General features: G+C 72.8%; 25 protein-coding genes. 19 read left to right on the plus strand and 6 right to left on the minus strand.

What is annotated here, in order from left to right; translation table 11 throughout:
* The first annotated feature begins 8 nt into the window (after positions 1-8).
* The 5 genes from J2S42_RS29030 to J2S42_RS29050 all read left to right on the plus strand — a co-directional run bounded on the left by J2S42_RS29030 (position 9) and on the right by J2S42_RS29050 (position 6,912).
* Entirely contained in the window at positions 9-773 is a 765-nt protein-coding gene (locus J2S42_RS29030) for a 3-oxoacyl-ACP reductase (protein ID WP_307244143.1), read from the plus strand.
* Between the two features lie 300 nt (positions 774-1,073).
* Positions 1,074-1,544 carry a hypothetical protein gene (locus J2S42_RS29035; RefSeq protein WP_307244144.1) on the plus strand — a complete coding sequence of 157 codons (471 nt, stop codon included), beginning with the start codon at positions 1,074-1,076 and terminating at the stop codon, positions 1,542-1,544.
* A gap of 157 nt (positions 1,545-1,701) precedes the next feature.
* Entirely contained in the window at positions 1,702-2,388 is a 687-nt protein-coding gene (locus J2S42_RS29040) for a gamma-glutamyl-gamma-aminobutyrate hydrolase family protein (RefSeq protein ID WP_307244146.1), read from the plus strand.
* Between the two features lie 80 nt (positions 2,389-2,468).
* On the plus strand, positions 2,469-3,191 hold the full coding sequence (locus J2S42_RS29045) for a gamma-glutamyl-gamma-aminobutyrate hydrolase family protein (protein ID WP_307244148.1): 723 nt from the start codon (positions 2,469-2,471) through the stop codon (positions 3,189-3,191).
* A gap of 94 nt (positions 3,192-3,285) precedes the next feature.
* Positions 3,286-6,912, plus strand: a complete 3,627-nt coding sequence (locus tag J2S42_RS29050; RefSeq protein ID WP_307244150.1) for a SpoIIE family protein phosphatase — start codon at positions 3,286-3,288, stop codon at positions 6,910-6,912.
* Here J2S42_RS29050 and J2S42_RS29055 read toward each other — a convergent pair.
* Positions 6,909-7,220, minus strand: a complete 312-nt coding sequence (locus tag J2S42_RS29055) for an STAS domain-containing protein (RefSeq protein ID WP_307244152.1) — start codon at positions 7,218-7,220, stop codon at positions 6,909-6,911. The two genes, J2S42_RS29050 and J2S42_RS29055, sit on opposite strands and share 4 nt — an antisense overlap.
* A gap of 106 nt (positions 7,221-7,326) precedes the next feature.
* Here J2S42_RS29055 and map point away from each other — a divergent pair, with 106 nt between their 5' ends.
* Positions 7,327-8,184: a type I methionyl aminopeptidase gene (gene map / locus J2S42_RS29060; RefSeq protein WP_307244154.1), complete on the plus strand. Its 858-nt coding sequence runs from the start codon at positions 7,327-7,329 to the stop codon at positions 8,182-8,184.
* A gap of 57 nt (positions 8,185-8,241) precedes the next feature.
* Here map and J2S42_RS29065 read toward each other — a convergent pair whose 3' ends face one another.
* The 3 genes from J2S42_RS29065 to J2S42_RS29075 form a co-directional block, all read right to left on the minus strand.
* Positions 8,242-8,955, minus strand: a complete 714-nt coding sequence (locus J2S42_RS29065; protein WP_307244156.1) for a nucleotidyltransferase domain-containing protein — start codon at positions 8,953-8,955, stop codon at positions 8,242-8,244.
* A gap of 485 nt (positions 8,956-9,440) precedes the next feature.
* On the minus strand, positions 9,441-9,872 hold the full coding sequence (locus J2S42_RS29070; RefSeq protein WP_307244158.1) for a ferritin-like domain-containing protein: 432 nt from the start codon (positions 9,870-9,872) through the stop codon (positions 9,441-9,443).
* Positions 9,869-10,366, minus strand: a complete 498-nt coding sequence (locus J2S42_RS29075) for a hypothetical protein (RefSeq protein WP_307244159.1) — start codon at positions 10,364-10,366, stop codon at positions 9,869-9,871. Before J2S42_RS29075 ends, J2S42_RS29070 begins: the two co-directional genes overlap by 4 nt.
* Before the next feature lie 317 nt (positions 10,367-10,683).
* Between J2S42_RS29075 and rimP the strand changes: the two genes are divergently transcribed.
* The 13 genes from rimP to truB all read left to right on the plus strand — a co-directional run bounded on the left by rimP (position 10,684) and on the right by truB (position 21,909).
* Positions 10,684-11,349, plus strand: a complete 666-nt coding sequence (rimP, locus tag J2S42_RS29080) for a ribosome maturation factor RimP (RefSeq protein ID WP_307244161.1) — start codon at positions 10,684-10,686, stop codon at positions 11,347-11,349.
* The gene (gene nusA, locus J2S42_RS29085; RefSeq protein WP_307244162.1) at positions 11,346-12,389 is read left to right on the plus strand and encodes a transcription termination factor NusA; all 1,044 of its coding nucleotides are present in this window, start codon (positions 11,346-11,348) and stop codon (positions 12,387-12,389) included. The genes rimP and nusA overlap by 4 nt, the downstream gene beginning before the upstream one ends.
* 49 nt (positions 12,390-12,438) lie before the next feature.
* A complete protein-coding gene (locus J2S42_RS29090; protein WP_370879443.1) occupies positions 12,439-12,756 on the plus strand; it encodes a YlxR family protein in 318 nt (105 codons plus the stop codon).
* A 93-nt stretch (positions 12,757-12,849) separates the two neighbouring features.
* Positions 12,850-15,984 carry a translation initiation factor IF-2 gene (gene infB / locus J2S42_RS29095; protein ID WP_307244164.1) on the plus strand — a complete coding sequence of 1,045 codons (3,135 nt, stop codon included), beginning with the start codon at positions 12,850-12,852 and terminating at the stop codon, positions 15,982-15,984.
* A gap of 122 nt (positions 15,985-16,106) precedes the next feature.
* Complete coding sequence (locus J2S42_RS29100; RefSeq protein WP_307244165.1) at positions 16,107-16,400, plus strand: DUF503 domain-containing protein; 294 nt, start codon at positions 16,107-16,109, stop codon at positions 16,398-16,400.
* A gap of 42 nt (positions 16,401-16,442) precedes the next feature.
* Complete coding sequence (rbfA, locus tag J2S42_RS29105; protein ID WP_307244167.1) at positions 16,443-16,919, plus strand: 30S ribosome-binding factor RbfA; 477 nt, start codon at positions 16,443-16,445, stop codon at positions 16,917-16,919.
* 23 nt (positions 16,920-16,942) lie between these two features.
* Entirely contained in the window at positions 16,943-17,986 is a 1,044-nt protein-coding gene (locus tag J2S42_RS29110; RefSeq protein WP_307249099.1) for a DHH family phosphoesterase, read from the plus strand.
* Positions 17,987-18,028: 42 nt separating this feature from the next.
* On the plus strand, positions 18,029-18,436 hold the full coding sequence (locus tag J2S42_RS29115; protein WP_307244168.1) for a hypothetical protein: 408 nt from the start codon (positions 18,029-18,031) through the stop codon (positions 18,434-18,436).
* Positions 18,433-18,648, plus strand: coding sequence for a DUF6186 family protein (locus J2S42_RS29120; RefSeq protein WP_307244170.1), 216 nt, complete (start codon positions 18,433-18,435; stop codon positions 18,646-18,648). Before J2S42_RS29115 ends, J2S42_RS29120 begins: the two co-directional genes overlap by 4 nt.
* Before the next feature lie 298 nt (positions 18,649-18,946).
* A complete protein-coding gene (locus tag J2S42_RS29125; protein WP_307244172.1) occupies positions 18,947-19,108 on the plus strand; it encodes a hypothetical protein in 162 nt (53 codons plus the stop codon).
* Positions 19,109-19,194: 86 nt separating this feature from the next.
* On the plus strand, positions 19,195-20,514 hold the full coding sequence (locus J2S42_RS29130; protein WP_307244174.1) for an MATE family efflux transporter: 1,320 nt from the start codon (positions 19,195-19,197) through the stop codon (positions 20,512-20,514).
* A 268-nt stretch (positions 20,515-20,782) separates the two neighbouring features.
* Positions 20,783-20,926, plus strand: coding sequence for a hypothetical protein (locus tag J2S42_RS29135; protein WP_307244176.1), 144 nt, complete (start codon positions 20,783-20,785; stop codon positions 20,924-20,926).
* A 107-nt stretch (positions 20,927-21,033) separates the two neighbouring features.
* Positions 21,034-21,909, plus strand: a complete 876-nt coding sequence (gene truB, locus J2S42_RS29140) for a tRNA pseudouridine(55) synthase TruB (protein WP_307244178.1) — start codon at positions 21,034-21,036, stop codon at positions 21,907-21,909.
* Positions 21,910-22,122: 213 nt separating this feature from the next.
* Here the strand turns inward: truB and J2S42_RS29145 are convergent, their stop codons facing one another.
* Together J2S42_RS29145 and J2S42_RS29150 are read right to left on the minus strand one after the other, a co-directional pair.
* Positions 22,123-22,515: a response regulator gene (locus J2S42_RS29145; protein ID WP_307244180.1), complete on the minus strand. Its 393-nt coding sequence runs from the start codon at positions 22,513-22,515 to the stop codon at positions 22,123-22,125.
* Positions 22,512-25,250, minus strand: coding sequence for a response regulator (locus J2S42_RS29150; RefSeq protein ID WP_307244182.1), 2,739 nt, complete (start codon positions 25,248-25,250; stop codon positions 22,512-22,514). The genes J2S42_RS29145 and J2S42_RS29150 overlap by 4 nt, the downstream gene beginning before the upstream one ends.
* Positions 25,251-25,518 lie beyond the last annotated feature (268 nt).

Consider the following 25,518-nt stretch of genomic DNA (forward strand, 5'->3'; position numbering starts at 1 on the left):
GGGTACGCATGGAGCGGCTAGCCGGGCGGGTCACGGTCATCACCGGCGCGGGCAGCGGCATCGGGCTCGCCACCGCGCGCCGGTTCCGCGACGAGGGCGCGTTCGTGGTCTGCGTGGACGTGGACTCCGACGCCGGCAAGGCTGCCGCCGAGGCGGTGGCCGGCGAGTTCGTGCACTGTGACGTGGGCGACGAGGAGCAGGTGCGGGCGCTGTTCGACGGCGTCGCGGCGCGGCACGGCCGGGTCGACGTGGCGTTCAACAACGCCGGGATCTCTCCGCCGGACGACGACTCGATCCTGGAGACCGGACTGGACGCGTGGGAGCGGGTGATCCGGGTCAACACCACCAGCGTCTACCTGTGCTGCAAGTACGCGATACCGCACATGCGCCGGCAGGGCAAGGGGTCGATCGTCAACACCGCGTCGTTCGTGGCGCTGATGGGCGCGGCCACGTCGCAGATCGCGTACACGGCCAGCAAGGGCGGCGTGCTCGCGATGACCCGGGAGCTGGGCGTGCAGTTCGCCCGCGAGGGCATCCGGGTGAACGCGCTCTGCCCGGGCCCGATCGCCACGCCGCTGCTGCTGGAGCTGTTCGCGAAGGACCCGGAGCGGGCCGCGCGCCGGCTGGTGCACGTGCCGATGGGCCGGTTCGGCGAGCCGTCCGAGATCGCGGCCGCGGTCGCGTTCCTGGCCAGCGACGACGCGTCGTTCATGACGGCCAGCCAGTTCGTGGTGGACGGCGGCATCACCGGGGCCTACGTCACCCCACTGTAGGGAGGCGGGGAATTCCGGGTTTGGGGATATCCCACCCCGGGCAGTGTCCTACGTAACAACTCGTCGCCGGCGTTTCTCCCGGCCGGGGCGGGACACAGAGAAGGGCCACAGGCCCCGCTGACGTACCGCCGCGAAGCTGCGTCGACGGGTGCGGGCCGCAGGACAGCCGGGCACCACGGCAGCGACACCGCCGTGGTGCCGGCGCCTGTCCGGAGCCTGTATCGACGTGGGGCCAGGCGGCGCCTGGGTCTCGCCGTAGCCCGCCATCCCACGTCGATACAGGATCTAGGCTGTGATCCCATGCGACTTCCTGACCTGGGCGTGGGTACGCCCGCGCCGACCGGTGGGCCACGGCTGCTGGGCGAGGTGCTGAGCAGCGGGCTGGCCGACCCGGCCGTGTGCGAGGCGGCCGGCCGGGTGCTGATCGTCAGCAGCCGGTTCAACGCCTGGGCCGTCGGCGACGGGCTGGCCGAGGCCGGCGGCGGCGAACTGGCCCGGATGAGCGCGGACGTGGACGCGGGCTGGTCCGCCGTGCACGCGGCCTGGCGGGACCTGGTCCGCCGCCAGGACGAGTCCGCGGCCGCGCGCCGGGCGATCACCACCGCGGTCGGCATGTCGGTGCCGGAGCGGATCGCCGCCTACCGCACCGCGGACGCCGAGGCCGGGCTGGACGAGGCCCGCAACGCGCTTACCACCGAGCTGTCCGCGCTCGCGGCCCGCTACGAGGCCCTTCCGCACCGCGACTCCTGGGACCCCGCGCACGCGGGGTAGCCGTCCCGTGGTGACCACCGCGGAACCGGTGCCCGCGGGAGCACTGGGAAGGTGACCACGCCGGAAGCGGGAAATCGGCTCTGGGAATGTCCGCTCGTGGGCCGAGCCGGTCCGGACGGACCTCGATGGGCGGACGATCGCGGCCTAGGGTGGCACGATGCGACCGATCATCGGCATCACGGGCTATCGGGAGCCGGCGTCCTGGGGCCTCTGGCGGGACACGGCCGCGGACCTGATCCCGCACACCTACGTGCGCGCGGTGACCGAGGCCGGCGGACGCGCGGTGCTGCTGCCGCCGGACGACGGCGACGCCGGCGTGCTGCGCGCGCTGGACGGCCTGCTGCTGGCCGGCGGCGCGGACATCGGGCCGGGCCTCTACGGCGAGGAGCCGGCCGCGGTCACCGACTCCCGGCCGGACCGGGACGCGGGTGAGGTCGCGCTGCTGACCGCGGCGCTCCGCACCGGCCTGCCGATCCTCGGCGTCTGCCGCGGCATGCAGTTGCTCGCGGCCGTGCACGGCGGGCGGCTGCACCAGCACCTGCCGGACGTGCTCGGGCACGAGAAGCACCGGCCGGCGCCCGGCGTGTTCGGCACGCACGGGCTGCGCTGCGCCGCCGGGAGCCGGATCGCCGCGCTGCTCGGGCCGGAGGCCGAGGTGAACACGTACCACCACCAGGGCGTGGCGGACCCGGGGCGGCTGACCGCGACCGGCTGGGCGGACGACGGGCTGATCGAAGCGGTCGAGGACCCGGCGCATCCGTTCCTGCTCGGCGTGCAGTGGCACCCGGAAGAGGCCGGTGACCTACGACTGTTCGCCGCGTTGGTCAACGCGGCGAAGGCCTAACCGAACCGCAACCCGGTGACGTGCGGGCCGAAGCCGGCGCCGCCGATGAGAACGACACGCGAGGAACAGGGGAGGACCGCATGACGCGACCGCTGATCGGACTCACCACGTACGCACAGGACACCCGCTTCGGCACGGTGGACGTCCCGTCCGCGGTGCTGCCGCTGACCTATGTGCGCGCGGTGCACGCGACCGGCGGGCGAGCCGTGCTGATCACCACGGACGATCCGGGTGACGACGTGCTGCACGGTCTGGACGGCATCGTGTTCACCGGCGGCTCCGACGTGAGCCCCGGTTACTACGGCGCCGAGCCGCACCCGCTGACGGTCAGCGTGCCGGAGCGCGACGAGGCCGAGATGCTCCTGATGCGCGCCGCGCTGGCCGCGCCGGACCTGCCGGTGCTCGGCGTCTGCCGCGGCATGCAGCTGCTCACCGTCGCGTCCGGTGGCCGCCTGCACCAGCACGTGCCGGACGTGGTCGGGCACACGGGGCACATGCCCGGCGACGACCAGGACGGCTTCCACGGCGTACGGCTCGCGCCCGGCTCCCGCGCCGCCGCGATCATGGGCCTGGAGGCGCCGGTCAACTCGTTCCACCACCAGGCCGTCGCGGACCCGGGCCGGCTGGTCGCCACCGGCTGGGCCGAGGACGGGCTGATCGAGGCCGTGGAGGACCCGGACGCCGGGTTCGTGCTCGGCGTGCAGTGGCACCCGGAGCGCACCGACGACCTCCGGCCGTTCGCCGCACTGGTCGAGGCCGCCCGGCACCGCGCCGGCGTCACCCGGGCGCGGATCGCCGCGTGAACCGTCCCGGTGGCGTCCCGGCCGCCGTGTTACGCGCCGGTGCCGGGCGGGTATAGGGCGGTCCGAATCGGGGGACGCGTCGGGAGGATGCTGCATGGGATCCGCCTCGGGTGAGGGAACGGCGGTCGGTGACCTCCCTCCGGAACTGGCGCTGGCGTTCGCAACCGGCGGGGAGATGGGTGCCCGCATGCGCGACCTGGACTGGTCCGCGACCGCGCTCGGTGCGCCCGCGTCCTGGCCGCCGGTGCTGCGCAGCGCGGTCGCGCTGATGCTGGCCTCGCGCGCGCAGATCATCATCTTCTGGGGCCCGGAGTACGTGGCGCTGTACAACGACGCGTACATCCCGGCCATGGGCAGCAAGCACCCGGACCACCTCGGGCGGCCCGGCCGGGAGATGTGGAGCGAGGTCTGGGAGCTGATCGGCACTCTCTTCGACGGCGTGGTGGCGAGCGGCGAGGCGTACTGGGCGCCGAACCACCGCTTCATGCTGGAGCGGCACGGCTACCTGGAGGAGACGTACTTCGACATCTCCTACGACCCGATCCGCCGGCCGGACGGCACGGTCGGCGGCGTCTACTGCATCGTCACGGACACCACCTCGCGCGTGGTCGGCGAGCGCCGGGTCACGGCGCTGAGCGCGCTCGGTTCCCGGCTCGGTGAGATCGCGAGCCAGCCCGAGCTGGCCGCGGAGGTGGTGCGGGTGCTCGGCGAGTTCCCGGCGGACGTGCCGTTCGCGGTGGTGCGCCTGGAGTCCGACGAGGCGCCGATCGTGGCGGTCGGCGGCGCCGCTGCGGCCGACGTGCTGCCGGTGACCGTCGACGCGGAGACGTCGCTGCGTACCGTGGACGTGCTGGTGGAGCCCCCGGACTCGGCGGCCGCGGAGGCGTTCGCGATCCCGGTCACGGCCGGGCACCAGACCGTGGGCGTGCTGGTGCTGGGCCTGAGCCGGCACCTCGCCCGGGACGACGCCTACCTGGGCTTCTGCCGGCTGGTCGCGGCGCAGGTCAGCAACGCGGTGGCGAACCTGCGCGCCTACGAGCACGAGCGTGCGCAGGCGGCCGCGCTGGCCGCGCTGGACGAGGCCAAGACCAGCTTCTTCTCCAACGTCAGCCACGAGCTGCGGACGCCGCTGACGCTGATCCTCGGCCCGCTGGAGGACGCGCTCGCCACACCCGGCCTGGCCGAGGACGCGCGGGAGCGGCTCGAGGTCATGCAGCGCAACGGGTTCCGGCTGCTGAAGCTGGTCAACACGGTGCTGGACTTCTCCCGCATCTCGGCCGGCCGGCTGCGCGCCGCCTACCAGCCCACCGACCTCGCGGACTACACCGCGCGGCTGGCCAGCACGTTCCGCTCCGCGATCGACCGGGCCGGGCTGCGCCTGGTGGTGGACTGCCCACCGCTGCCCGCGCCGGTCCACGTCGACCGGGAGATGTGGGAAAAGATCATCCTGAACCTGCTGTCGAACGCGCTGAAGTTCACCTTCACCGGCGGCGTCACGGTCCGGATGCGGGCCGCCGGGCCGGTCGCGGTGATCGAGGTCGCGGACACCGGCGTGGGCGTCCCGGCTGACGAGATCCCGCAGCTGTTCGAGCGTTTCTACCGGGTGCCCGGGGTCCGGTCGCGCAGCCACGAGGGGACCGGCATCGGTCTGGCGCTGGTCCGCGAGCTGATCGAGCAGCACGGCGGCACCGTCGCGGTGACCAGCACACCCGGCGAGGGCAGCGTGTTCCGGCTGACCGTGCCGTTCGGCACCGCGCACCTGCCCGCGGACCGGCTGATCGCGCCCGCGCCGCCGGTCGAGCAGGTCGACGGCCGGCAGTACCTGGAGGAGACGCGGCAGTGGCTGGCCGAGGAGCCGCCACCGGCCGCCGGCCCGGCGCCGCGGGTGCCGGGGCGCGGCCGGATCCTGCTCGCGGACGACAACGCCGACCTCCGCGACCACGTGGCCCGGCTGCTGCGCCCGCACTGGGACGTGGTCGCGGTCGCGGACGGGCGGGCCGCGCTGGACGCCGCGCTCGGCACGTCGTTCGACCTGGTGCTGGCGGACGTGATGATGCCCCGGATGGACGGGTTCGCACTGGTCGAGTCGCTGCGCCGGGACTCGCGGACCAGTGGCGTACCGGTGATCATCCTGTCCGCGCGGGCCGGCGACGAGGCGTCCGTCGAAGGGCTGGCCGCCGGTGCCGACGATTACCTGGTCAAGCCGTTCACCGCGCGTGACCTGGTCGCCCGGGTCCGGGCGAACCTGGAACTGGGCCGGATCCGCGGCCGGATCACGGCCCGGCTGCGCGCGCTGGTCGACGCGGCCGCGGACCTGAACGCGGCCCGCTCCACCACCGCGGTGATCGAGACCGCGGCCGGGCATGCGCTCCGCATGGTCAACGCGGGCAAGGTGGTCGCCACCGTGCGCGGCACCAGCTTCGAGACCCGGCGAGTCGAGGACACCCCGGAGCTGCCGTCCGCGGTCGTGCCGCTGGCCGGTGCGACCGGCGACCCGCTCGGCGAGCTTGCCGTCTGGCGCGACGGGCACGACCCGACGCCGTTCGACGAGGCCGTGCTCGCCCAGCTCGGCCGCCTGGTCGGGATCCGGCTGGAGAACGCGCGGCTGTACGAGGCCGAGCACCGGATCGCCACCACGCTGCAGCACAGCCTGCTGCCCCGGTCGCTGCCGAAGATCCCGGGCGCGGTGACCGCCAGCCGTTACCTGTCCGGCAGCGCGGAGGCCGAGGTCGGCGGCGACTGGTACGACGTGATCGCCGGCCCGGACGGCCGCCTCGACCTGGTCATCGGCGACGTGGTCGGCAAGGGCGTGCACGCGGCCGCGGCCATGGGGCAGCTACGCAACGCGCTCCGGGCGTACCTGCTGGAGGGCTTCGACCCGGGCGAGGCGCTGACCCGGCTCAACCGGCTGGTGGACAACCTCGGGCGCCGGCAGTTCGCGACCGTGGTCTGCGTGCGCTACGACCCGGTGCGGCGCGACCTGTGGTTCGCCAGCGCCGGGCACCCGTCGCCCGTGGTGATCACTACTGAGCTGGACGCCGCATTCCTCCACGGGTCCGCACTCGGGCCGCCGATCGGTGCGTTGCCGCAGGCCACGTACCGGACCGAGAGGGGGCGGCTGTCGGTCGGTTCCCGCCTGCTGCTCTACACGGACGGGCTGATCGAGGACCGGCGGCAGGGCATCGACACCGGCCTGCAAACGCTGCTGGTCGACGCCGCGCGCCCCGCCGACCACGTGGAGGACCTGATCGACGCGATGCTGCGCCGCGTGGCGGACCAGCCCCGGCACGACGACATCGCGCTGCTGGCGCTGGAGGCGGCCCGGGCGGACCGGATGGATCTGCGCCTGCCGGCCGACCCGAACCGGCTGTCCGTGCTGCGCCGGCGGCTGGACGACTTCCTGGGCGCGCACGGCGTACCGGAGAACGAGATCTTCGACCTGACCGTCGCGGTGTCCGAGGCCGCGGCGAACGCGATCGAGCACCCGGTCGCGCCGCGCGAACCGGTCATCGACGTGACCGTGCGGATCGAGCCGGGCCCGCACGGCACCCCGGCCGCGGTGGAGGCGACGATCCGGGATTCCGGCAGCTGGCGGCCGGAGGGCGAGGCCGGTTTCCGCGGGCGGGGCCTGGCGCTGATCCGGGCACTGGCCACGCTGACCGTGGAACGTTCCGAGTCCGGCACCGCGCTGACGCTGCGCCGCACGCTGCCGCCGGGCTAGGTCGTCAGCCAGGGCTGGTCGCCGAGGCCGGAAATCTCCAGCACGCGGCGGACCTGGCGGGACGGCAGCACGGAGAGGCGCCCGGCGTAGTGCTCCGCGATCCGGACCAGCGCGTGGATCGCGGCCGAGTCGAAGAACGAGACCGGCCGCAGGTCGAGCGTCAGGAACGCGGCGCGGGACCCGGTCGCGGTCGCGTAGAGCCGGTCGGCCGTGGACATGTCGACCTCGCCGGACACGCGGACGCTGAGCTGTTCTCCGTCGACCTCGGTGACGGCGGAGAACGTCGGCTCGGCGCCCTGTTGATCCACGCCAGTTACGATTTCACAGGGCCGGGAGCGGGGCAACAACCTCCCACCCCATCCAGTGAACCCACAGGTTTCCGCGTTCGGAGGACACCGGCGATAGGCTTCCGGCATGACCGATCGCGCGCCTCTCACCCCGGGCACCGTCACGCCGCGGCGTCAGGTGCCCTCCCAGATCCCCCGCCCGGAGTACGTCGGTAAGGACCGGCCGCGGCAGTGGACCGGGTCGCACGTGCAGACGCCGGAGACCATCGAGAAGATGCGCGTGGCCGGCCGGCTCGCGGCCCAGGCCACCCAGCTCGCCGGTGAGCACTGCAAGCCCGGTGTCACCACCGACGAGATCGACCGCGTGGTGCACGAGTTCCTGCTCGACCACGGGGCGTACCCGTCCACGCTCGGCTACAAGGGCTTCCCGAAGTCGTGCTGCACCTCGCTCAACGAGGTCATCTGCCACGGCATCCCGGACAGCACGGTGCTGGAGGACGGCGACATCATCAACGTCGACGTCACCGCGTTCATCGGTGGGGTGCACGGCGACACGGACGCGACCTTCTGCGTCGGCGACGTCTCCGAGGAGGCGCGGCTGCTGGTCGAGCGCACCCACGAGGCGATGATGCGCGGCATCAAGGCGGTCGCGCCGGGCCGGCAGATCAACGCGATCGGCCGGGTCATCGAGTCGTACGCGAAGCGGTTCGGCTACGGCGTGGTCCGCGACTTCACCGGCCACGGCATCGGCGAGACGTTCCACAGCGGCCTCTACATCCCGCACTACGACAACCCGTCGCTGGACGTGGTGATGGAACCGGGGATGACGTTCACCATCGAGCCGATGATCACGCTCGGCACCCACGAGTACGAGATGTGGGACGACCGGTGGACCGTGATCACCAAGGACCGGAAGTGGACCGCCCAGTTCGAGCACACGCTGGTCGTCACGGACTCCGGCTACGAGATCCTCACACTTCCCTAGGGGCGTGTTCGGCGGATCCCGGCGGGCTGCGGCGCGGACCAGGTGTCGACGCAGGCTCTAACTGTCGAACATGGTCTCCGGGGTCGCGTCCACCGGGCGCCCCCGGCCGGCCAGCTCGGTGGCCAGTTCGCGCAGCACGCGGCCGAGGTCGGCCATGTCCAGGCCGGCGAACCCGGTCCGGCGCACCGCGTCCGCGCCGTCCCGGAAGTAGGTGCGGCTGAGCAGGCCGGTGACCAGCGCGGCGTGCAGCCGGACCTCGCCGAGCTGCTGTAGTGCGGCGTCGGTCTCGTACCACTCGGCCAGCCGGACCGCGCGGGCGTGCGCGGCGGCCGCGGACGCCCACGCCTGCCGGGCCAGCGCGGTGAACTCCGGCGGGCGGGCCTGCGCGAGCCGGCTCAGGTGGGTGTCGCGCACCCGGCGCAGCCAGCCGTCCGGGTCGTGCAGCGCGCGTGTGGTCACGTACCGGTCCGCGGTCAGTGGCCACCGCGGCGTCAGCGTGCGCGCCGCACGCAGGTGGTCGTCCGCGCCGGTCGCGCTCAACCGGACCAGCACGCCGTCCACCCGGCGGCTCACGCCGGGTGGCCCGCCACCCGGCCGGTAGGTCGCCACGATCATCTCGACGCCGTCCCCGTCGCCGTCGTCGCCGTGCGCGAGGCTGCCGTGCACGGCGACGCTCAGCACGTGCGCCGGGTACCGCCGCCGGACCGCGTCACCGACCCGCTCCGCGACCACCCAGCGCGGATTCACCAGATACGGATTCGCTCCGGTCACCCGGCCGATCCTCGTCCTTCGGGCCGATCTTTCCCGCCCTCCGCGCACCGCGCGCACAATCACCCAAAAACCCCATCCACGGTACGGGGTGAGAGGCCCTGTTCCGGGTATGTCCGGGGATCCTCCCGGCGGTGCCCGCCAAAGCGGCGGGAATCGACGCCGCGCCCATTCGGTGCGGTTGTGGGAATGGCGCCGGACCGAACGGGAAAGCGTCGCGGAATGGCATCGCCGCGCTTTCCCGTACCGCCGCGAAAGCCTGTCCACGGCCGCGCCGGCAGCGTGCCCGGTCAACGGGGAAACGCGGCCGTGGCCGCGACCCGCCACGTTCGTCGCGACTCGTCCGTCAGCACCCGCGGACCGGCTCCGCCGCGGCGGCCGGAGCGGAGCGGCAGCGGAGCCGGAGGCCTCCGCGTGGTCGGCCCGCTCCGCGCATCCCCGGCGTGACAACGCCGGAAGCGGGATGATCGCGCTCTTGATCGTCGAGGTCAGCCCTGGCGGCCCGGGAACGGCACCGTGACCGGCGTGACCCCGGCCGAGACCCGCCACCGGGTGGCCCGGATCGCGCAGTCGGTCAGCGCGTTCAGCGCCAGGACCCGGTCCGAGCCGGTGACCGGCGGCAGTGCGGCACGCCAGATCGCGGCCGCGCGCTGCTCCACCTCGATCGCCAGCTTCAGCGCGGTGGCCTGGTCGGTGAGCGGGTAGGGCAGCGCATAACCGGCCGGTGGCGGCGCCGCGGACGCGCCCAGTTCGGCCGCCCGGGCGAGCAGCGCGTCGCGCAGGTCGCGGTGCGCGGCCTCGGCCTCGCGGGCCGCCGTGACCAGCTTGTCCCCGGTGAGCCGGACGCCGATCGGGGCGTACGCGAACACCGCGGCCTCCTCGGCCGCGAGCGCGGCGGCGAGTTCCGGCGGGAAGCTCATGCCAGCACCTCCGCGTGGGTGGCGCGGGCGGCCGCGATCGAGCCGAGCAGCATGGCGCGCCCGCCCGGTGCCTCGGCGCACGCGGTGGCCGCGGTCTTCCGGCCGTTCTCCTCCGCGGCCCGGAGCGCGGCGAGCGTCTCCCGCGCGGGTGTGGTCGCGGTCACCGTGGGCGTGCTGTTCGGCGCCGCGGACGCGGTCGCGCGCGCGGACGGCGGCGGGGACATGATCTCGGTGAGCGCGGTGACGTGCGCGGTGTGCGCCTCCAGCAGGGGCGTCAGCCGGCCGGCGAGCTCCGGGTGCGCGACCAGCGCGGCCCGGTACCGCTCGGCCAGCGCGCGGGTCTCGGCCAGCAGCGGCTCCAGCGCGTCCGGCGGCGGTGGCGTCGGTGGCGGCTCGTCCCCGCCGGTGCACCCGGCGAGCGCGACCGCGGTGCCGGCCAGCGCCGCCGACCCGGTGATCAGCCGGCGGCGGGTGAGTTCGCGCGTGGACCCCATCGTGTAAGTCCCTCCCGTAAGGCGCGTCACAGCGAGGGCCAAGTCAACACCACCGAGTGCCGATCGTCGCGGCGGCATCCCCGACGGGTGCGGAACGGATCGTACGATCCCTCGTTGTATCGGAGGGTATGCGTAGCGTAATGGGTGTCGCGCGCCGGAAGGACAGTTCGGAGCGGCGGCCCGCCACCGAACCGGCCGTCGCGTTACGCTCAGCGCAACCGCTGGGCGTTTCTGGCCCAGCGGACCACTGGCGTGGCCGCTTTCAATAGGTTTGCGGCTGATCGCCGCCGGTGGCCGAGCGCGAGGGGGTATGCCGGATGACGCAGCGTGGCCGAGGTGCCGGCCGCTCGGGCCCCGGGGGCCGGGGCGCAGCCGCACCCGACCGGCGCAGGCCGTCCCCGGGTCCCCAGCGGCCGCGGGTGGACACCGTGGCGCTCCGTGCCCGGTTGGAATCGATCGTCACGCCGGTCGTCGCGGACGCGGGTTGTGACCTGGAGGACCTGACCGTCTCCCGGGCCGGTCGCCGCCAGATCATCCGCATCCTGGTGGACGCGGACGGCGGTGTGGGCCTGGACGCGATCGCGGAGGTCTCCCGCGCGATCTCCGCCGCCCTGGACGCGGCGGAGGAGACCGGCGGCGAACTGGTCCCGGGGGAGTACCAGCTGGAGGTCAGCTCGCCGGGCGTGGACCGCCCGCTGACCCAGCCCCGGCACTGGCGGCGCAACGTGGGCCGGCTGGTGCAGGTGACGGCCGGGGACCGGCAGGTGACCGGGCGGATCACCGCGGCGGACGAGGACGGCGTCGTCATCGACACCGCCAAGGGCATCGTCGAGGCGGAGTACGCCCAGCTCGGTCCGGGCAAGGTGCAGATCGAGTTCAACCGGGTCGACGAGGCCGAGTTCGGTCCCGACGACGAAGAAGACGATGAAGACGACCTCGATGACGAGGAAGACGACGAGGAAGTGGAGGGCGAGGAGAGGTGAACATCGACCTCGCGGCGCTGCGTGCGCTGGAGCGCGAGCGGGAGATCCCGTTCGAGACGATCCTCGCCGCGATCGAGACCGCGCTGCTCACGGCATACCGGCACACGGACGGTGCCGAGTCGCACGCCCGCGTGCAGATCGACCGGAAGTCGGGCGCGGCGTCGGTCTATGCCCAGGAGATGGACGCGGACGGCGTCGTCACCCGGGAATGGGACGACACCCCGCACGACTTCGGGCGGATCGCCGCGATGACCGCCAAGCAGGTGATCCTGCAGCGGTTGCGCGAGGCGACCGACGAGGTGCACTTCGGCGAGTACGTGGGGCGCGACGGTGACCTGGTCACCGGCGTCATCCAGGCGCACGAGGCGCGGGCCGAGAAGGGCATCGTCACGATCGACCTGGGCAAGCTGGAGGCGGTGCTCCCGCAGGTGGAGCAGGTCCCCGGCGAGCAGTACGAGCACGGCCAGCGAATCCGCTGCGTCGTGGTGCACGTCGCCAAGGGCTTCCGCGGTCCGCAGATCACGCTGTCCCGCTCCCACCCGAACCTGGTGAAGAAGCTCTTCGCGCTGGAGGTCCCGGAGATCGCGGACGGCACCGTGGAGATCGCGGCGATCGCACGTGAGGCAGGTCACCGGACGAAGATCGCGGTCCGGTCCACGGCCACCGGCGTCAATGCGAAGGGCGCCTGCATCGGCCCGATGGGCCAGCGGGTGCGCGCGGTGATGAGTGAGCTGCACGGCGAGAAGATCGATATCATCGACTGGTCGGACGACCCGGCGCAGTTCGTCGGAAACGCCCTTTCGCCGGCAAAGGCCCTGCGTGTCGAGGTGGTCGACGCCGGAAGCCGCACCGCCCGGGTCACCGTGCCCGATTTCCAGCTCTCGCTGGCGATCGGCCGCGAGGGGCAGAACGCGCGTCTCGCCGCGCGGCTGACCGGCTGGCGGATCGACATCCGGCCGGACAACGAGGCGTCGCCGGGCGGCGGCCGGGATCGTGCGGATCACCCCGCCGAACCAGGCGGCGCCGTCGCGGGCGCTTAGGAGTAGACTTCTCTCCGTGGGGCGAAGGGTGGATGAGATTTCACCCTTGGTGCCTCCAGTTCGCACGTGTGTCGGTTGCCGGCACCGCGCATCCGCATCTGAAGTCCTGCGGTTCGTCAGGGTCGGTTCCGAGCTTCGGCCCGACCCGCGCCGCAGGCTGCCGGGCCGGGGGGCGCACCTGCACCTCGATCCGGCTTGCTTCGCGCTGGCGGAGCGGCGCCGGGCCTACGGCCGGGCGTTGCGGTTCACCGGTGTCCTGGACACCGCGCCGCTGGCCGAGCACATCCGTGCGGTCATCGCATCGCATGGGACTACTGGTGGCGGGGCCTCGCCCCGCCCGGACCAGCAAGGTGGACGACCAACATGAGCACACGATGAAGTCCCTGAGATGACCAGGCTTCAAGTGCACGAGTGAGGTCGCTGCGGGCCGTGCCCGCACGACCTCGGAGTGAGGAGTGCAGTGGCAGGCAAGGCCCGCGTACACGAGCTTGCGAAAGAGCTCGGGGTCGAGAGCAAGACCGTTCTCGCCAAGCTCAAGGAGATGGGCGAGTTCGTCAAGTCCGCATCCAGCACCGTCGAGGCGCCCGTCGCCCGTCGGCTCCGGGGTGCGATGGCCGCAGGTGGCTCGGCGCCCAGTGCGCCCGCCGCTCCGGCCCCGTCCGGTTCCGGTGACGCGCCGCGTCCCGGCCCGTCCGCGCGTCCGGGTCCGCCCAGGCGCCCCGGTCCGCCGGCGCCCGCTCCGGGCAACGCCGGCACGCCGGCTCCCGGTGCTCCGGCGCCCGGCGCCTCCGCGCCGCGCCCGTCGGGTCCGGCTCCGAGCCCGGCTTCGTTCCGTCCCAAGGCGCCCGTTCCCGGCCCGCCGGCTCCGGTGGCCAAGCCGGCCAGCGCCCACGACATCGAGGTGGCCGCTGCCGAGCAGCGCGCCGCCGCGCTGAAGGCCGAGCAGGAGGCCGCCGTCAAGGCGGCCCAGCAGGCGGCCCGTCAGCGTGAGGACAACCGCCGCGAGGGTGGGGCTCCGGGTGCGCCCGGTGGCCCGTCGCTGCGGCCGAAGTTCGGCCCCGGCGCGATGCCGCCCCGGCCCGGTTCGCCCGCGGCCCGCCCGCAGGGTGGCCAGGGCGGTCAGGGCGGCGGTCCGCGTCCGGAGCGCCGCGACGGCGACCGTCCGGGTCGTCCGGGCCCCGGTGGCCAGGGTGGCAACCGTCCGCCGCGCAGCGGTGGCAACAATCCGTTCGGCATCACGCCGGGCGGCAACCGTCCGCAGGCTCCGGCGGCGGGCCCCGGTGGCGCGCGGCCGACTCCGGCCGGCATGCCGCCGCGGCCCAGCCCGGCGTCCATGCCCCCGCGGCCCAGCCCGGCCTCGATGCCGAGCCAGCGCCCCGGCCGCCCCGGTGGCGGTCCCGGTGGCGGTGCCGGCCGCCCGGGTGGCGGCGCCGGCCGTCCCGGTGGCGGTGGCGGTGGCGGTGGCTTCCGCGGCGGTCCCGGTGGGGGCGGCGGCGGCGGCTTCCGCGGCGGCCCGGGTGGCGGCGGCGGTGGCGGTGGCTACCGTGGCGGTCCCGGTGGCGGCGGTGGCGGTGGCTACCGTGGCGGCCCCGGTGGCGGCGGCGGAGCTCCGGCCGGTGCCGGTGCGCCGGGTCGTCCCGGTGGCGGCGGCCGTGGCCGTGGCGGCGGCGCCGCGGGTGCCTTCGGGCGTCCGGGCGGCAAGCCGGCCCGCGGCCGGAAGTCGAAGAAGCAGAGGCGTCAGGAGTTCGACAACCTGTCGGCCCCGACGATGAGCTCGGGCGCTCCCCGGGGCAACGGCCAGGAGATCCGGCTGTCCCGTGGCGCGTCGCTCTCCGACTTCGCCGACAAGATCAACGCCAACCCGGGCACGCTCGTCCAGGAGATGTTCAACCTGGGCGAGATGGTCACGGCGACGCAGTCGTGCTCCGACGACACGCTGCTGCTGCTCGGCGAGCACCTCGGCTTCGACGTCAAGATCGTCAGCCCGGAGGACGAGGACCGCGCGCTGCTGGCGCAGTTCAACATCGACCTCGACGCCGAGATCGCGGAGGACCGCCTGGTCACCCGTCCGCCGGTGGTGACCGTCATGGGTCACGTCGACCACGGTAAGACCAAGCTGCTCGACGCGATCCGCAAGGCGAACGTCGTGGCCGGCGAGGCCGGTGGCATCACCCAGCACATCGGTGCCTACCAGGTGCACGTCGACCACAACGGCGACGAGCGCGCGATCACCTTCATCGACACCCCGGGTCACGAGGCGTTCACCGCCATGCGTGCGCGTGGTGCCAAGGTGACGGACATCGTGATCCTGGTGGTCGCGGCGGACGACGGCGTGATGCCTCAGACGATCGAGGCGCTCAACCACGCCAAGGCCGCCGAGGTGCCGATCGTGGTCGCCGTCAACAAGATCGACAAGCCCGAGGCGAACCCGGACAAGGTGCGCCAGCAGCTGACGGAATACGGCCTGGTCGCCGAGGAGTACGGCGGCGACACGATGTTCGTCAACGTCGCGGCCAAGCCCGGCATCGGCATCGACGACCTGCTCGAGGCCGTGCTGCTGACCGCCGACGCGTCGCTGGAGCTGACCGCTCCGATCGACGGGCCGGCTCAGGGTGTCGCGATCGAGGCGCACCTGGACAAGGGCCGCGGCGCCGTCGCGACCGTCCTGGTGCAGAAGGGCACGCTGCGGGCCGGCGACTCGATCGTCGCGGGTGGTGCGCACGGTCGCGTGCGGGCCATGCTCGACGAGAACGGCAAGCCGATCCCGGAGGCGGGCCCGGCCCGTCCGGTCCTGGTGCTCGGTCTGACCGCGGTGCCGTCCGCCGGCGACACGTTCCTCGCCGCCGAGGACGACCGCACGGTCCGGCAGATCGCCGAGCAGCGGCAGGCCCGCCGCCGTGCGGCGAGCTTCGCCAACTCGCGTGGCCGCGCCACCCTCGAGACGCTCATGGAGCAGATCAAGGAGGGCGAGAAGACCTCGCTCAACCTCATCCTCAAGGGTGACGGTTCGGGTTCGGTCGAGGCCCTCGAGGACGCGCTCTTCAAGCTCGACATCCCGGAAGAGGTTCAGCTCAAGATCCTCGACCGTGGCGTCGGTGCCATCACGGAGAGCAACGTCATGCTGGCGAGCGCGTCCGACCCGGCCGCGACGATCATCGGCTACAACGTCCGTGCCTCGAACAAGGTGCGGGAGATCGCCGACCGCGAGGGCGTGGAGATCCGGTACTACTCGGTCATCTACCAGGCCATCGAGGAGATCGAGGCGGCGCTCAAGGGCCTGCTCAAGCCGGAGTACGAGGAGGTCGAGCTCGGTACCGCCGAGATCCGCGACGTCTTCCGCTCCTCCAAGGTCGGTCTCATCTCCGGCTGTATCGTCCGGTCGGGCCTCATTCGCCGCAACGCGAAGGCCCGGGTCATCCGCGACGGCGCGGTCGTGGCGGACAACGTCACGATCAGCTCGCTCAAGCGGTTCAAGGACGACGCGACCGAGGTGCGCGAGGGCTTCGAGTGCGGTCTGACGCTGGGCGGTTACAACAACGTCCAGGTCGGCGACATCATCGAGACCTTCGAGATGCGCGAGAAGCCGCGCGCGTAAGCGCGTAGCGATGTGACCAGCGCCTTTCCCCGGGTGTCACGCTCGGGGAAAGGCGCTGGCTCTCGTCTTCCGCCCGGAAATGGGATGGGTGGCGGGGCGGTGGCTGGGGCATACTTCCGGCGATGTTCACCGGAACCATGATTTTCGACCTGCTCCTGCCGGGTGACTCGCGATCGCTGAAGGCGAAGCGCGCGTACGTCCGGCCCATCGTCGCCGCGTTGCGGCGTTTCGAGGTCTCCGCCGCCGAGGTGGGGGCACAGGACCTGCACGGCCGCGCCGAGATCGGCGTGGCCGTCGTCGCGGCCGAGCCGAGTCACGTCGGCGAGGTGCTGGACACCTGCGAGCGGCTGGTCGCCGGTCGCCCGGAGGTGGAATTGCTGTCGGTCCGCCGCCGCCTGTACGGCGACGACGACTGACGGGTTTGACGCACGGGTAATGTCAGCGTGGAGGTGGACGAGATGACTGATTCGGCCAAGGTGCGCCGGCACGCCGAGCGGGTTCACAAGCTGGTGGCCTCCGTGGTGCGCTCGCAGATCAAGGACCCGCGGCTCGGGATGATCACGATCACCGACGCCCGGATCACGGCGGATCTGCGCGAGGCGACGGTCTTCTACACGGTGCTCGGCGACGCCGAGGCACAGGCGTCGACCGCTGCCGCGCTGGAGAGCGCGAAGGGCCTGCTCCGCAGCACGGTCGGCAAGGCGCTCGGCATCCGCCACTCGCCGTCGCTGGCCTTCGTGCTGGACGACGTCCAGGACCAGGCCAAGCACATCGACGACCTGCTGGCCCAGGCGCGTCAGGCGGACGCGGAGACGCAGAAGCTCGCGGCCGGTGCCACGTACGCGGGCGACGCCCAGCCGTACAAGGAAGACGACGAGGACGAGGACGACGAGTTCGAGGACGACGACGAGCTCGTCGAGCAGGAGAAGCGGTGACGGCCGCGCCGGCCCGCAGCATCGTGCCGCCGCCCCGGACCGCCGCGGAGGGCCCGGTCGGCCCACCGCGGGAGACGGACTGGGCGGCGGCCGTGGCCGCGGTCCGGCGCTGGCTGCCGGACGGGCGGATCCTGCTGGTCTGTCACGTCAACCCGGACGGTGACGCGCTCGGCAGCATGCTCGGCTTCGCGCACGGCCTGCGCCGGCTCGGCGCACGCCACGTCCAGGCGACGTTTCCCGGCCCGTTCGACGTGCCGGAGCCACTGCGCGAGGTCCCCGGCGTGGACCGGATGATCCCGGAGACCGAGGCGTGGACGGATCCGGACCTGCTGGTCACGTTCGACGCGGCCAGCACCGACCGGCTCGGCGCGCTCGCGAGCCGGCTGAGCACCGCGCGCGACTCCGTGGTGCTCGACCATCACGCCTCCAACCCCGGCTTCGGCGCGGTGCGGCTGGTGGACCCGGCCGCCGCAGCCACCTCCGTGGTGGTCGAGCAGCTGCTCGACCGGCTGGACGTGCCGCTGGACGCGGAGATCGCCGAGTGCCTCTACACGGCGCTGACGACGGACACCGGCTCGTTCCGGTTCGCCGCCACCACCCCGGCCGTGCACCAGATGGCCGCGCGGCTGGTCGCGACCGGCATCCACCCCGGCGAGATCGCCCAGCGGGTGTTCGACAGCCGCCCGCTCGGCGCGGTCAAGCTCTTCGGTGAGGTACTCGGCCGCTGCGAGCTGGACCAGGACGCGGCAGCCGGCCACGGCCTGTGCTGGACCACCGCGACGCTCGCCGACCTGGAGAAGCACGGCCAGCGCCCGCACGTGCTGGAGGCACTGATCGACTCGGTGCGCTGCGTGGCCGAGGCGGACGTGTGCGTGGTGCTCAAGCAGATCGCCGAGGACACCTGGTCGGTCTCGATGCGCAGCAAGGGCGCGGTCGACGTGTCCCGGGTGGCCGGTCTGCTCGGCGGCGGCGGTCACCGGGCCGCGGCCGGCTTCACCGGCACCGGCAGCCCGGCGGACGTCCTCGCCTCGATCCGGTCCGAACTGGACGGGTCCGTCATCCGCTAGCCGTCTGGTCAGCGCGCCTTCGTGGCGGTGACAATCGATGGCATGGAGGCTCCCCGGGAAGTCGCGGTCGACGCTCCGAGAGCGTGGGACCGGCCGCTGGTGGTCATGCCCGTCTTCGCCGTCGTCTCGCTGGTCGGTGGCCAGCTGCCGTCGTTCTCCACGGCGGCCAACATCTACTCGCTGAGCGTCGGCGGCACGCTGATGTGGTTCGGCCTGTCGCAGCGGGTGCCGCGCCGGCCGGTGCCGGGCCGGCCCGGTCGCGGCTCGGTGTGGTGGCTCGCGCCCGCCGTGGTGTTCGTGGCGTTCGAGGGCTCGACGTTCCTGACCGGGTCGGCGTACTCGTACCCGACACTGTCCAAACTGGCCGATCCGCTGCTGGCCGACCCGGCCGTGCGCGCCGCCGGGTTCTTCGGCTGGCTGTGCGCGTTCTGGGGACTGGCCCGCCGATGACCCTCCGGGCGCTCGCGATCGGTGGCTTCGTGCTGGCCGGGCTGTTGCTGATGGCGGTGGAGGCGGCCGCGCGACGGGAGGGGTCGCGCGTACCCACGTTCGGCGACCTCTGTGCGTACGTGATGCGCTACCAGGTCGGCCGGGTGCCGGTGGGGCGGATCGGTCTGCTCGGCTTCTGGTGGTGGCTGGGCTGGCACTTCTTCGCCCGCTGAGGCCTTTGCATAGATTCGCGCGGATCGGTTACCGGTCCGTATGACGGGAAGTGTCGGCTTGACGGCGTCGACTTAACGTTAATTTGGGTAGCGTGCAGGTGGTCGCGGGTCACTGCTGTCCCGTACCGCTTCGCATTGCTTTTGCACAGTTGCTCCAGGGTCTGACCGACTCGGGGCTCGCGCGCCGCCGCGGCAGCGCTCCGGTGATCCCGGAGGGCCCGCTGGCGTGTCGCAGAGGCACCGCCAGTCACGGGTGCGCCGTCGTGCGCCCCGAGCCCGACCATGGAGGACCGTCACCATGACCATCACCGCCACGCGTCCCGCTCCGGCACCGGTCGTCACCACTGCCGTCCCGCCGTCCGCCGCCGCGGTCGCCGAGCCGTCGCCGGCCCGGCCGGTCGACGACGCCCGCGAGCAGGCCCGCCGCGCGCTGCAGGTCTCGCTGGACGTGCGTCAATAATCCTCGGGGGTTCGGGGGCTCAGGGGTACGTGTAAGTAGCGCACCTTCTTGAAGTCCTTACCCGGCATGTGTCACCATGCGCGGCGATGAACAACCCCGTCGCCGCCGATCGAGTGCCGCTGCGCCGGATCGCCGCCCTCGCCCTCCCCGCGCTGGTGGTGCTGGCCGCCGAGCCGATCTACGTGCTGGTCGACACCGCCGTGGTCGGCCACCTCGGCCGGGTGCCACTTGCCGCGCTCGGCATCGGCGGGACCGTCATGTCGTTCGCGGCCTGGCTCGGCACGGTGATGGCGTACGGCACCACCGGCCGGTCGGCCCGCCGCTACGGCGCGGGTGACCGCCGGGCTGCGGTCGAGGAGGGCGTCCAGGCGTCCTGGCTGGCGCTGCTCGGCGGCCTGGTCATCATCGCGGCGGTGCAGGTGCTGGCCGGTCCGCTGGCCCGCGTGCTGGCCGGTGGACCCACGCCGGTCGCGCAGGCGGCGGAGGAGTGGCTGCGCATCGCGGTGCTCGGCGCGCCCGGCCTGATGCTGGTCGCGGCCGGCAACGGCTGGATGCGCGGCGTCCAGGAGACCCGCCGGCCGCTCGCCATCGTGGTGGTGGCGAACGTGGTGTCCGCCGTGCTCTGCCCGCTGCTGGTCTACCCCGCGGGGCTCGGCCTGCACGGCTCCGCGATCGCGAACGTGATCGCGCAGCTCGGCTCCGGCGTACTGTTCGTGGCCGCGCTGCTGCGTGAGCGGGTGTCGCTGCGGCCGCACCCCGCGGACATCATGGCCCAGCTCGTGGTCGGCCGCGACCTGCTGATCCGCGGTGCCGCGTTTCAGGCGTGCTGGCTGTCCGCCACGTCCGTCGCGGCCCGGTACGGCGACGCCGCGCTGGCCGCCCATCAGATCGCGATTCAGCTGTGGTTCTTCGCCGCGCTCGTGCTGGACGCGGTGGCGATCGCGGCGCAGTCGCTGGTCGGCGCCGCGCTCGGCGCCGGTGACGAGCCCCAGGCACGCCGGCTGAGCCGCCAGATCGGGCTGATCGGGCTGGTCTCCGGCGTGCTCTTCGCGGTGTTCTTCGGCGCCGGTGCGCGGTTGATCCCGGCGCTGTTCACGCCGGACGCCGCGGTGCACGCGCAGGCACTGGTGGTGTGGCCGTGGTTCGTCGCGCTGCTGCCGCTGGTCGGCGTGGTCTACGCGCTGGACGGCGTCATGATCGGCGCGGGCGACGTGGCGTTCATGCGCAACATGACCATCGTGGCCGCGCTGTGCGGCTTCCTGCCGGGCATCTGGGTGGCCTATGCGCTGGATCTCGGGCTCGGCGGCGTGTGGACCGGGCTCGCGCTGTTCACGCTCATGCGATTGGTCGCGCTGTTACTGCGTGTGCGCTCATCGGCATGGTCGGTGGTCGGCGCCACGCGCTGACCCCTTGGCGCGACCTTTCTACATGTCCGTTCTTGCTGGCCGGGACATCTCCCAGGACTCCACCGGGTAGCTGCATGGCATCTGTTGTGCCTGCTGAAGGCGCCTATGATGGGCCCGTTGCGGCCTGTCGGACCGGTCCCGACAACTGCGCCATCACTGAGACGCACCCTAGGAAAGCGACGCCGCGCCTGGCCGGCCCGAGTGGGTCCCGCAATGGATCCGGGATCTCCCGCACGTCTCGGCCGACGACCAGGCGCGGCGGCAGGGGGTGGAGCCGCTGAACTCCGCAGCCGACCTCGCCGTACCCGGCTTCTTCGATTCCGACGAGGAGATGGCGGAGTTCATCGCCGATCTCTACGCGTCCCGGCGCCGGGAGCCGCGGTGCCTGCGGCACCACCGTGACGTCTCATGATCAAGGTGGTCCTGGACACCGACGTCACGTGAGGGCAGCCGTGGGGCCGTGGCCGTGCGTCCGGGATAATCGTGCGTCCGGGTTCGTGGTGAGACATGGGGTGGCGCGTGGAAGGTCTGGTCGTGGTGGACAAGCCGGGTGGTATGACGTCGCACGACGTCGTGGCGCGGATGCGGCGGCTGGCGAGGACGCGCCGGGTCGGGCACGGCGGCACGCTGGACCCGATGGCCACCGGTGTGCTGGTGATCGGTGTGGGGCGCGGGACGAAGCTGCTGACCTACGTGACCGGCGCGACCAAGAGCTACGACGGCACGATCCGGCTGGGACAGACCACGGTGACGGACGACGCCGAGGGCGACGTGACCGCGACCGTGCCGGCCGGACACCTGAGCGACGACGAGATCCGGACCGCGCTGGCGTCGTTCGCCGGCGAGATCGATCAGGTGCCGAGCTCGGTCAGCGCGATCAAGGTGAACGGTGAGCGCGCCTACAAGAAGGTCCGCGACGGCGAGGCGGTGACGCTCGCCGCCCGGCGGATCACGATCTCCCGGCTGGACGTGCACGGAATCCGCCGCGACGGCGACCTGGTCGACGTGGACGTGAGCGTCAGCTGCTCGTCCGGCACCTACATCCGAGCCATCGCCCGTGACCTCGGCGCGCGGCTGGCCGTCGGCGGCCACCTGACCGCGCTCCGCCGCACCGAGGTGGGCGGCTTCCCATTGGCCGAGGCACTGACGCTGGAGCAACTCGAGGCCCGCTCACCGGACGTGGTGACGCTCCCGATGCCGGACGCGGCCCGCCGCTGCTTCCCGGTGCGCGAGGCCACGCCCGAGGAGGCCCGCACGCTCTCCCACGGCGGCCCACTCGACCGCGCCGGTATCGACGGCCCGTACGCGGTGCTGAGCACCGAGGGCACGTTGCTGGCCATCGTCAGCGAACGCGAGGGCAAGGCACGCCCGGAGATCGTCCTGGCTCCGGCCTGACACCCCACCACGACCGGCCACTCCCGGAGCCGGTCGCGCCGGCTGCCGTAGAGGACCGGATCGCCGGGCCGCGGAGGTCGCGGGCTTTTCTCAGCCGCCCACCTGACGTGCAGGGAGGAGCGCCAGCGACGACCGGTGCCCGCGGGAGCACTCGGAACGCGACCACGCCGGAAGCGGGAAGAAAGGTTCCCGGCCGGTGGGCCGCGGTTCCGGTCACCGGTCGGGCAGGTGGTCGGCGATCACGGTGACCAGGTCGGCGGCGGCGTAGGGCTTGTCCAGGAAGCCGTCGCAGCCGGCCTCGATCGCGGCGGCCCGGTCGCTGGGCAGCACGCTCGCGGTGAGCGCGATGACCTTCGGTTTGCCGGTGGTGGCGATGGCGGCCAGCTCGGTGGCCAGATCGAGGCCGCTGCCGTCCGGCAGGTTCATGTCGAGCAGCACCACGTCGACCTGGTCCGGGTGTCGCAGCACGTCGCGGGCCGCAGCCAGGGTGCCGGCCTCGACCAGGCGGGCGTCGCGGACGCCGGGGTCGTCGGCGCGGGCCAGCACGGCCCGCACCAGCACGCGGTTGAGTTCCTCGTCCTCCACCAGCAGGATGCGCGCGGTCATCGGTCACCTCGTTCGACAGTCTCGATCTCGTTCCGCCGGGCTGCGGCGGTGCCGCTGGCCAGCGCGACCAGGTTGTCCCACTCCTCGGTGCCGTGGATGGCACGGGCCAGCAGCTTGCCGCTCATCACCGGACCGTCAGCGCCGGCCGTGGCGGTGGACGCCAGCGCGACCACCGGCACGTCCGCGTTCGCCGGGTCCTCGTTGAACGCGGCCAGCAGCGAGAACCCGTCCAGGTCGGGCATGCGCAGGTCGCAGACGATCAGGTCGAAGTGCTGGTTGCGGCTCATCTCCAGGCCCTCGGCGCCGTCGGCGCAGGACACCACCTCGGCACCGGCGGTGCGCAGGCTGGCCTCGACCGAATGCCGGCTGTCCGCGTCGTCGTCGACCACCAGCACGGTCGGCTGCTCGGCCGGGCCGGTGTAGATGTGCCGGGCCAGCGAGCCGACCAGCTGATGGTCCGCGACCGGCTTTACCAGGAAGTCGGCCGCGCCCATCGCGATGCCGGCATGCCGCTCGTCGACGACGGAGATGAACAGCACCGGGATCGAGGCGAGCAGCCCGTCCTGCTTCAGCTCGCGGATCACGGCCCAGCCGTCGATGCCGGGCAGCACCACGTCCAGCAGGATCGCGTCCGGCGGGTTGACCCGGGCCGCGTTCAGACCGGACTCGCCGCTGGTCGCCATCTCCACCCGGTACCCGGCCTTGACCAGGTAGGTCCGGAGCAGCTCCGCGGACCGCACGTCGTCCTCGATCAGCAGGATCCGGCCGCGTTCCCGGGTCTTCGGCTCGACCACCACGGTGTCGGCCGGGTGCGGGACCTCGGTCGCGTCCGGCAGCGTGATCGTGAAGCGGCTGCCGGTGCCGAGCGCGGACGTGACCGTGATGTCGCCGCCGTGCGCCTGCACCAGCCGGCGGGCCAGCGCCAGCCCCAGCCCGGTGCCGGCCTGGTGGTGGGTGCGATCGCCGACCTGCTGGAACTCCTCGAACACGCGCGGCAGGTCCTCCTCGGCGATGCCGATGCCGGTGTCGCCGACCGCGAGCGCGACCATCGGCCGGCCGTCGTCGGTGAACGCCTCCGCGTCGAGCGTGATCGTGCCGCCCTCCGGGGTGAACTTGATGGCGTTGGAGAGCAGGTTCTCCAGGATCTGCCGGAAGCGCAGCGCGTCCGCGCGAACGGTCAGCTCCGGCAACCGCGACTCGACCGTGAGCGACTTCCGGTCGATGAGCGGGCGCAGGCCGGTGAGCAGCTCCTTCGCGGCGTTGTCCACGCGTAGCGGCGCCGGGTGCAGGTCGATGCGGCCGGCCTCGACCTTGGCCAGGTCCAGGATGTCGTTGATCAGGCCGAGCAGGTGACGGCCGCTGTTGTGGATGTGGTCCACCCAGTCGGCGGGTACGCTGCGCCGGTCGTCGATCGGCTGCTCGCCGCGCATCAGGTCGCTGAACCCGATGATCGCGTTCAACGGGGTACGCAGCTCGTGGCTCATGTTCGCCAGGAAGTCGCTCTTCGCCTGGCTGGCCAGCGTCAGCTTCTCCACCGACGCGGCCAGCTCCTCGGTCAGCCGGCGCTGCTCGGTCAGCACGACGCCGCGTTCGGCCAGCACACCGGCGTGCCCGCCGAAGTCGGCCAGCAGCCGCAGGTCGTCCTCGCTGAACAGCCCACGGAAGCGGTGGAAGATCAGGACCGCGCCGGCCTCGGCCGGCGGCACCCGCATGTACAGCGTGGTGAGGTAGCCGCGTTCGCCCTGTCCGGCGTAGTGAGTGGCGAGCGTGGGCTGCTGCGGGGTGCGGTGGAACCGGGTGACGGTGGCCAGCGGCACCGGCTGCGGTGCCTTCAGCAGGTCGATCAGGTCGTCCTCGTCGAAGCCGGTCAGCGGCGCGTCCACCTCACCCGCGTAGGCGGTCTGCTCCAGGTGCCCGTCGGGCTTGCGGACCAGCACCGCGACCGCGTCCGCGGCGGACTCCTCACGCATCATCTCGGCGTACCGCTGCCAGATCTGCGGGCCGGTCTCGGTCGCGGGCGCGTCGAGCAGCCGAACCGTGACGGCCTGCAGCGCGGTCGCCGACCACATCCGGCGCAGCCAGCCCGGTGGCAGGAACGCGGCGGCGTACCCGATGCCGCAGGCGACCGCGAGTACCCGGGCCGCGGCGCTGAACGGCGACGCGCCCGTCCCCGGGCCGACCGGGAACAGCGCGGCGAACCCCATCAGCACCACCACACCGGCGAACGCGAACGTGGAACCGGCCGCGATCGACAGCCGGATCCGCGGAGAGCCGGTCCGCCGGCGCGCGGCCGAGGCCAGATGGAACGCGGGGACGTTCTCCGCGATCGCGAAGAACGTCATCGCGATGATCAGCACGACCGGGCGCATCGGCGTGCCGGCCCGCACGGTCAGCAGCCCGGCGCCGATGATCAGGGCGCCGGCGAGCAGCGCCGTGGTCAGCTCGCGCCGGACCGGCCGCAGGAGCGAGATCAACCGCATCGTGAGGTACGGCTGGAGGAGCAGCACCGGCAGGAACAGCGCGTTGATACGGATGCCGCCGACCGCGAACGGGTTGCCGAGCACGCGGTTCAGTGAGTCCACCAGGAAGATCACGGTGGGCGCCGCGAAGATCAGCGTGACCGCGCGCTGCAGTGGGTCCGGGCGGCGGACCAGGTGATAGAGCACGCGCAGGAAGAGCGCCGCGAAGACCAGTTCCGCCGCGATGACCACCATCTGATTGCTCTCAATCTTCATTGCATTACGCACTGTAGTTGCGCTCGGTGGCGGCGCCGGGCGTTTGGCGGCGAAGGTTCCGGGGGTCGCGCGCACGGCCGTACCCGTGATGTCTTCATTGTGCAGTTATATGATGGAATGACCGCATGGCAGACTCCCAGCCAACACCCGGGCGCCTGGAGCGCGATGCCAAGAGCGGGCATCCCGCACAAGACTCCCGGCCAACACCCGGGCGCCTGGAGCGCGATGCCAAGAGCGGGCATCCCGCACAAGACTCCCGGCCAACACC

Origin of the sequence: Catenuloplanes indicus (assembly GCF_030813715.1) — a bacterium.
In the GTDB taxonomy this organism is placed as follows: domain Bacteria; phylum Actinomycetota; class Actinomycetes; order Mycobacteriales; family Micromonosporaceae; genus Catenuloplanes; species Catenuloplanes indicus.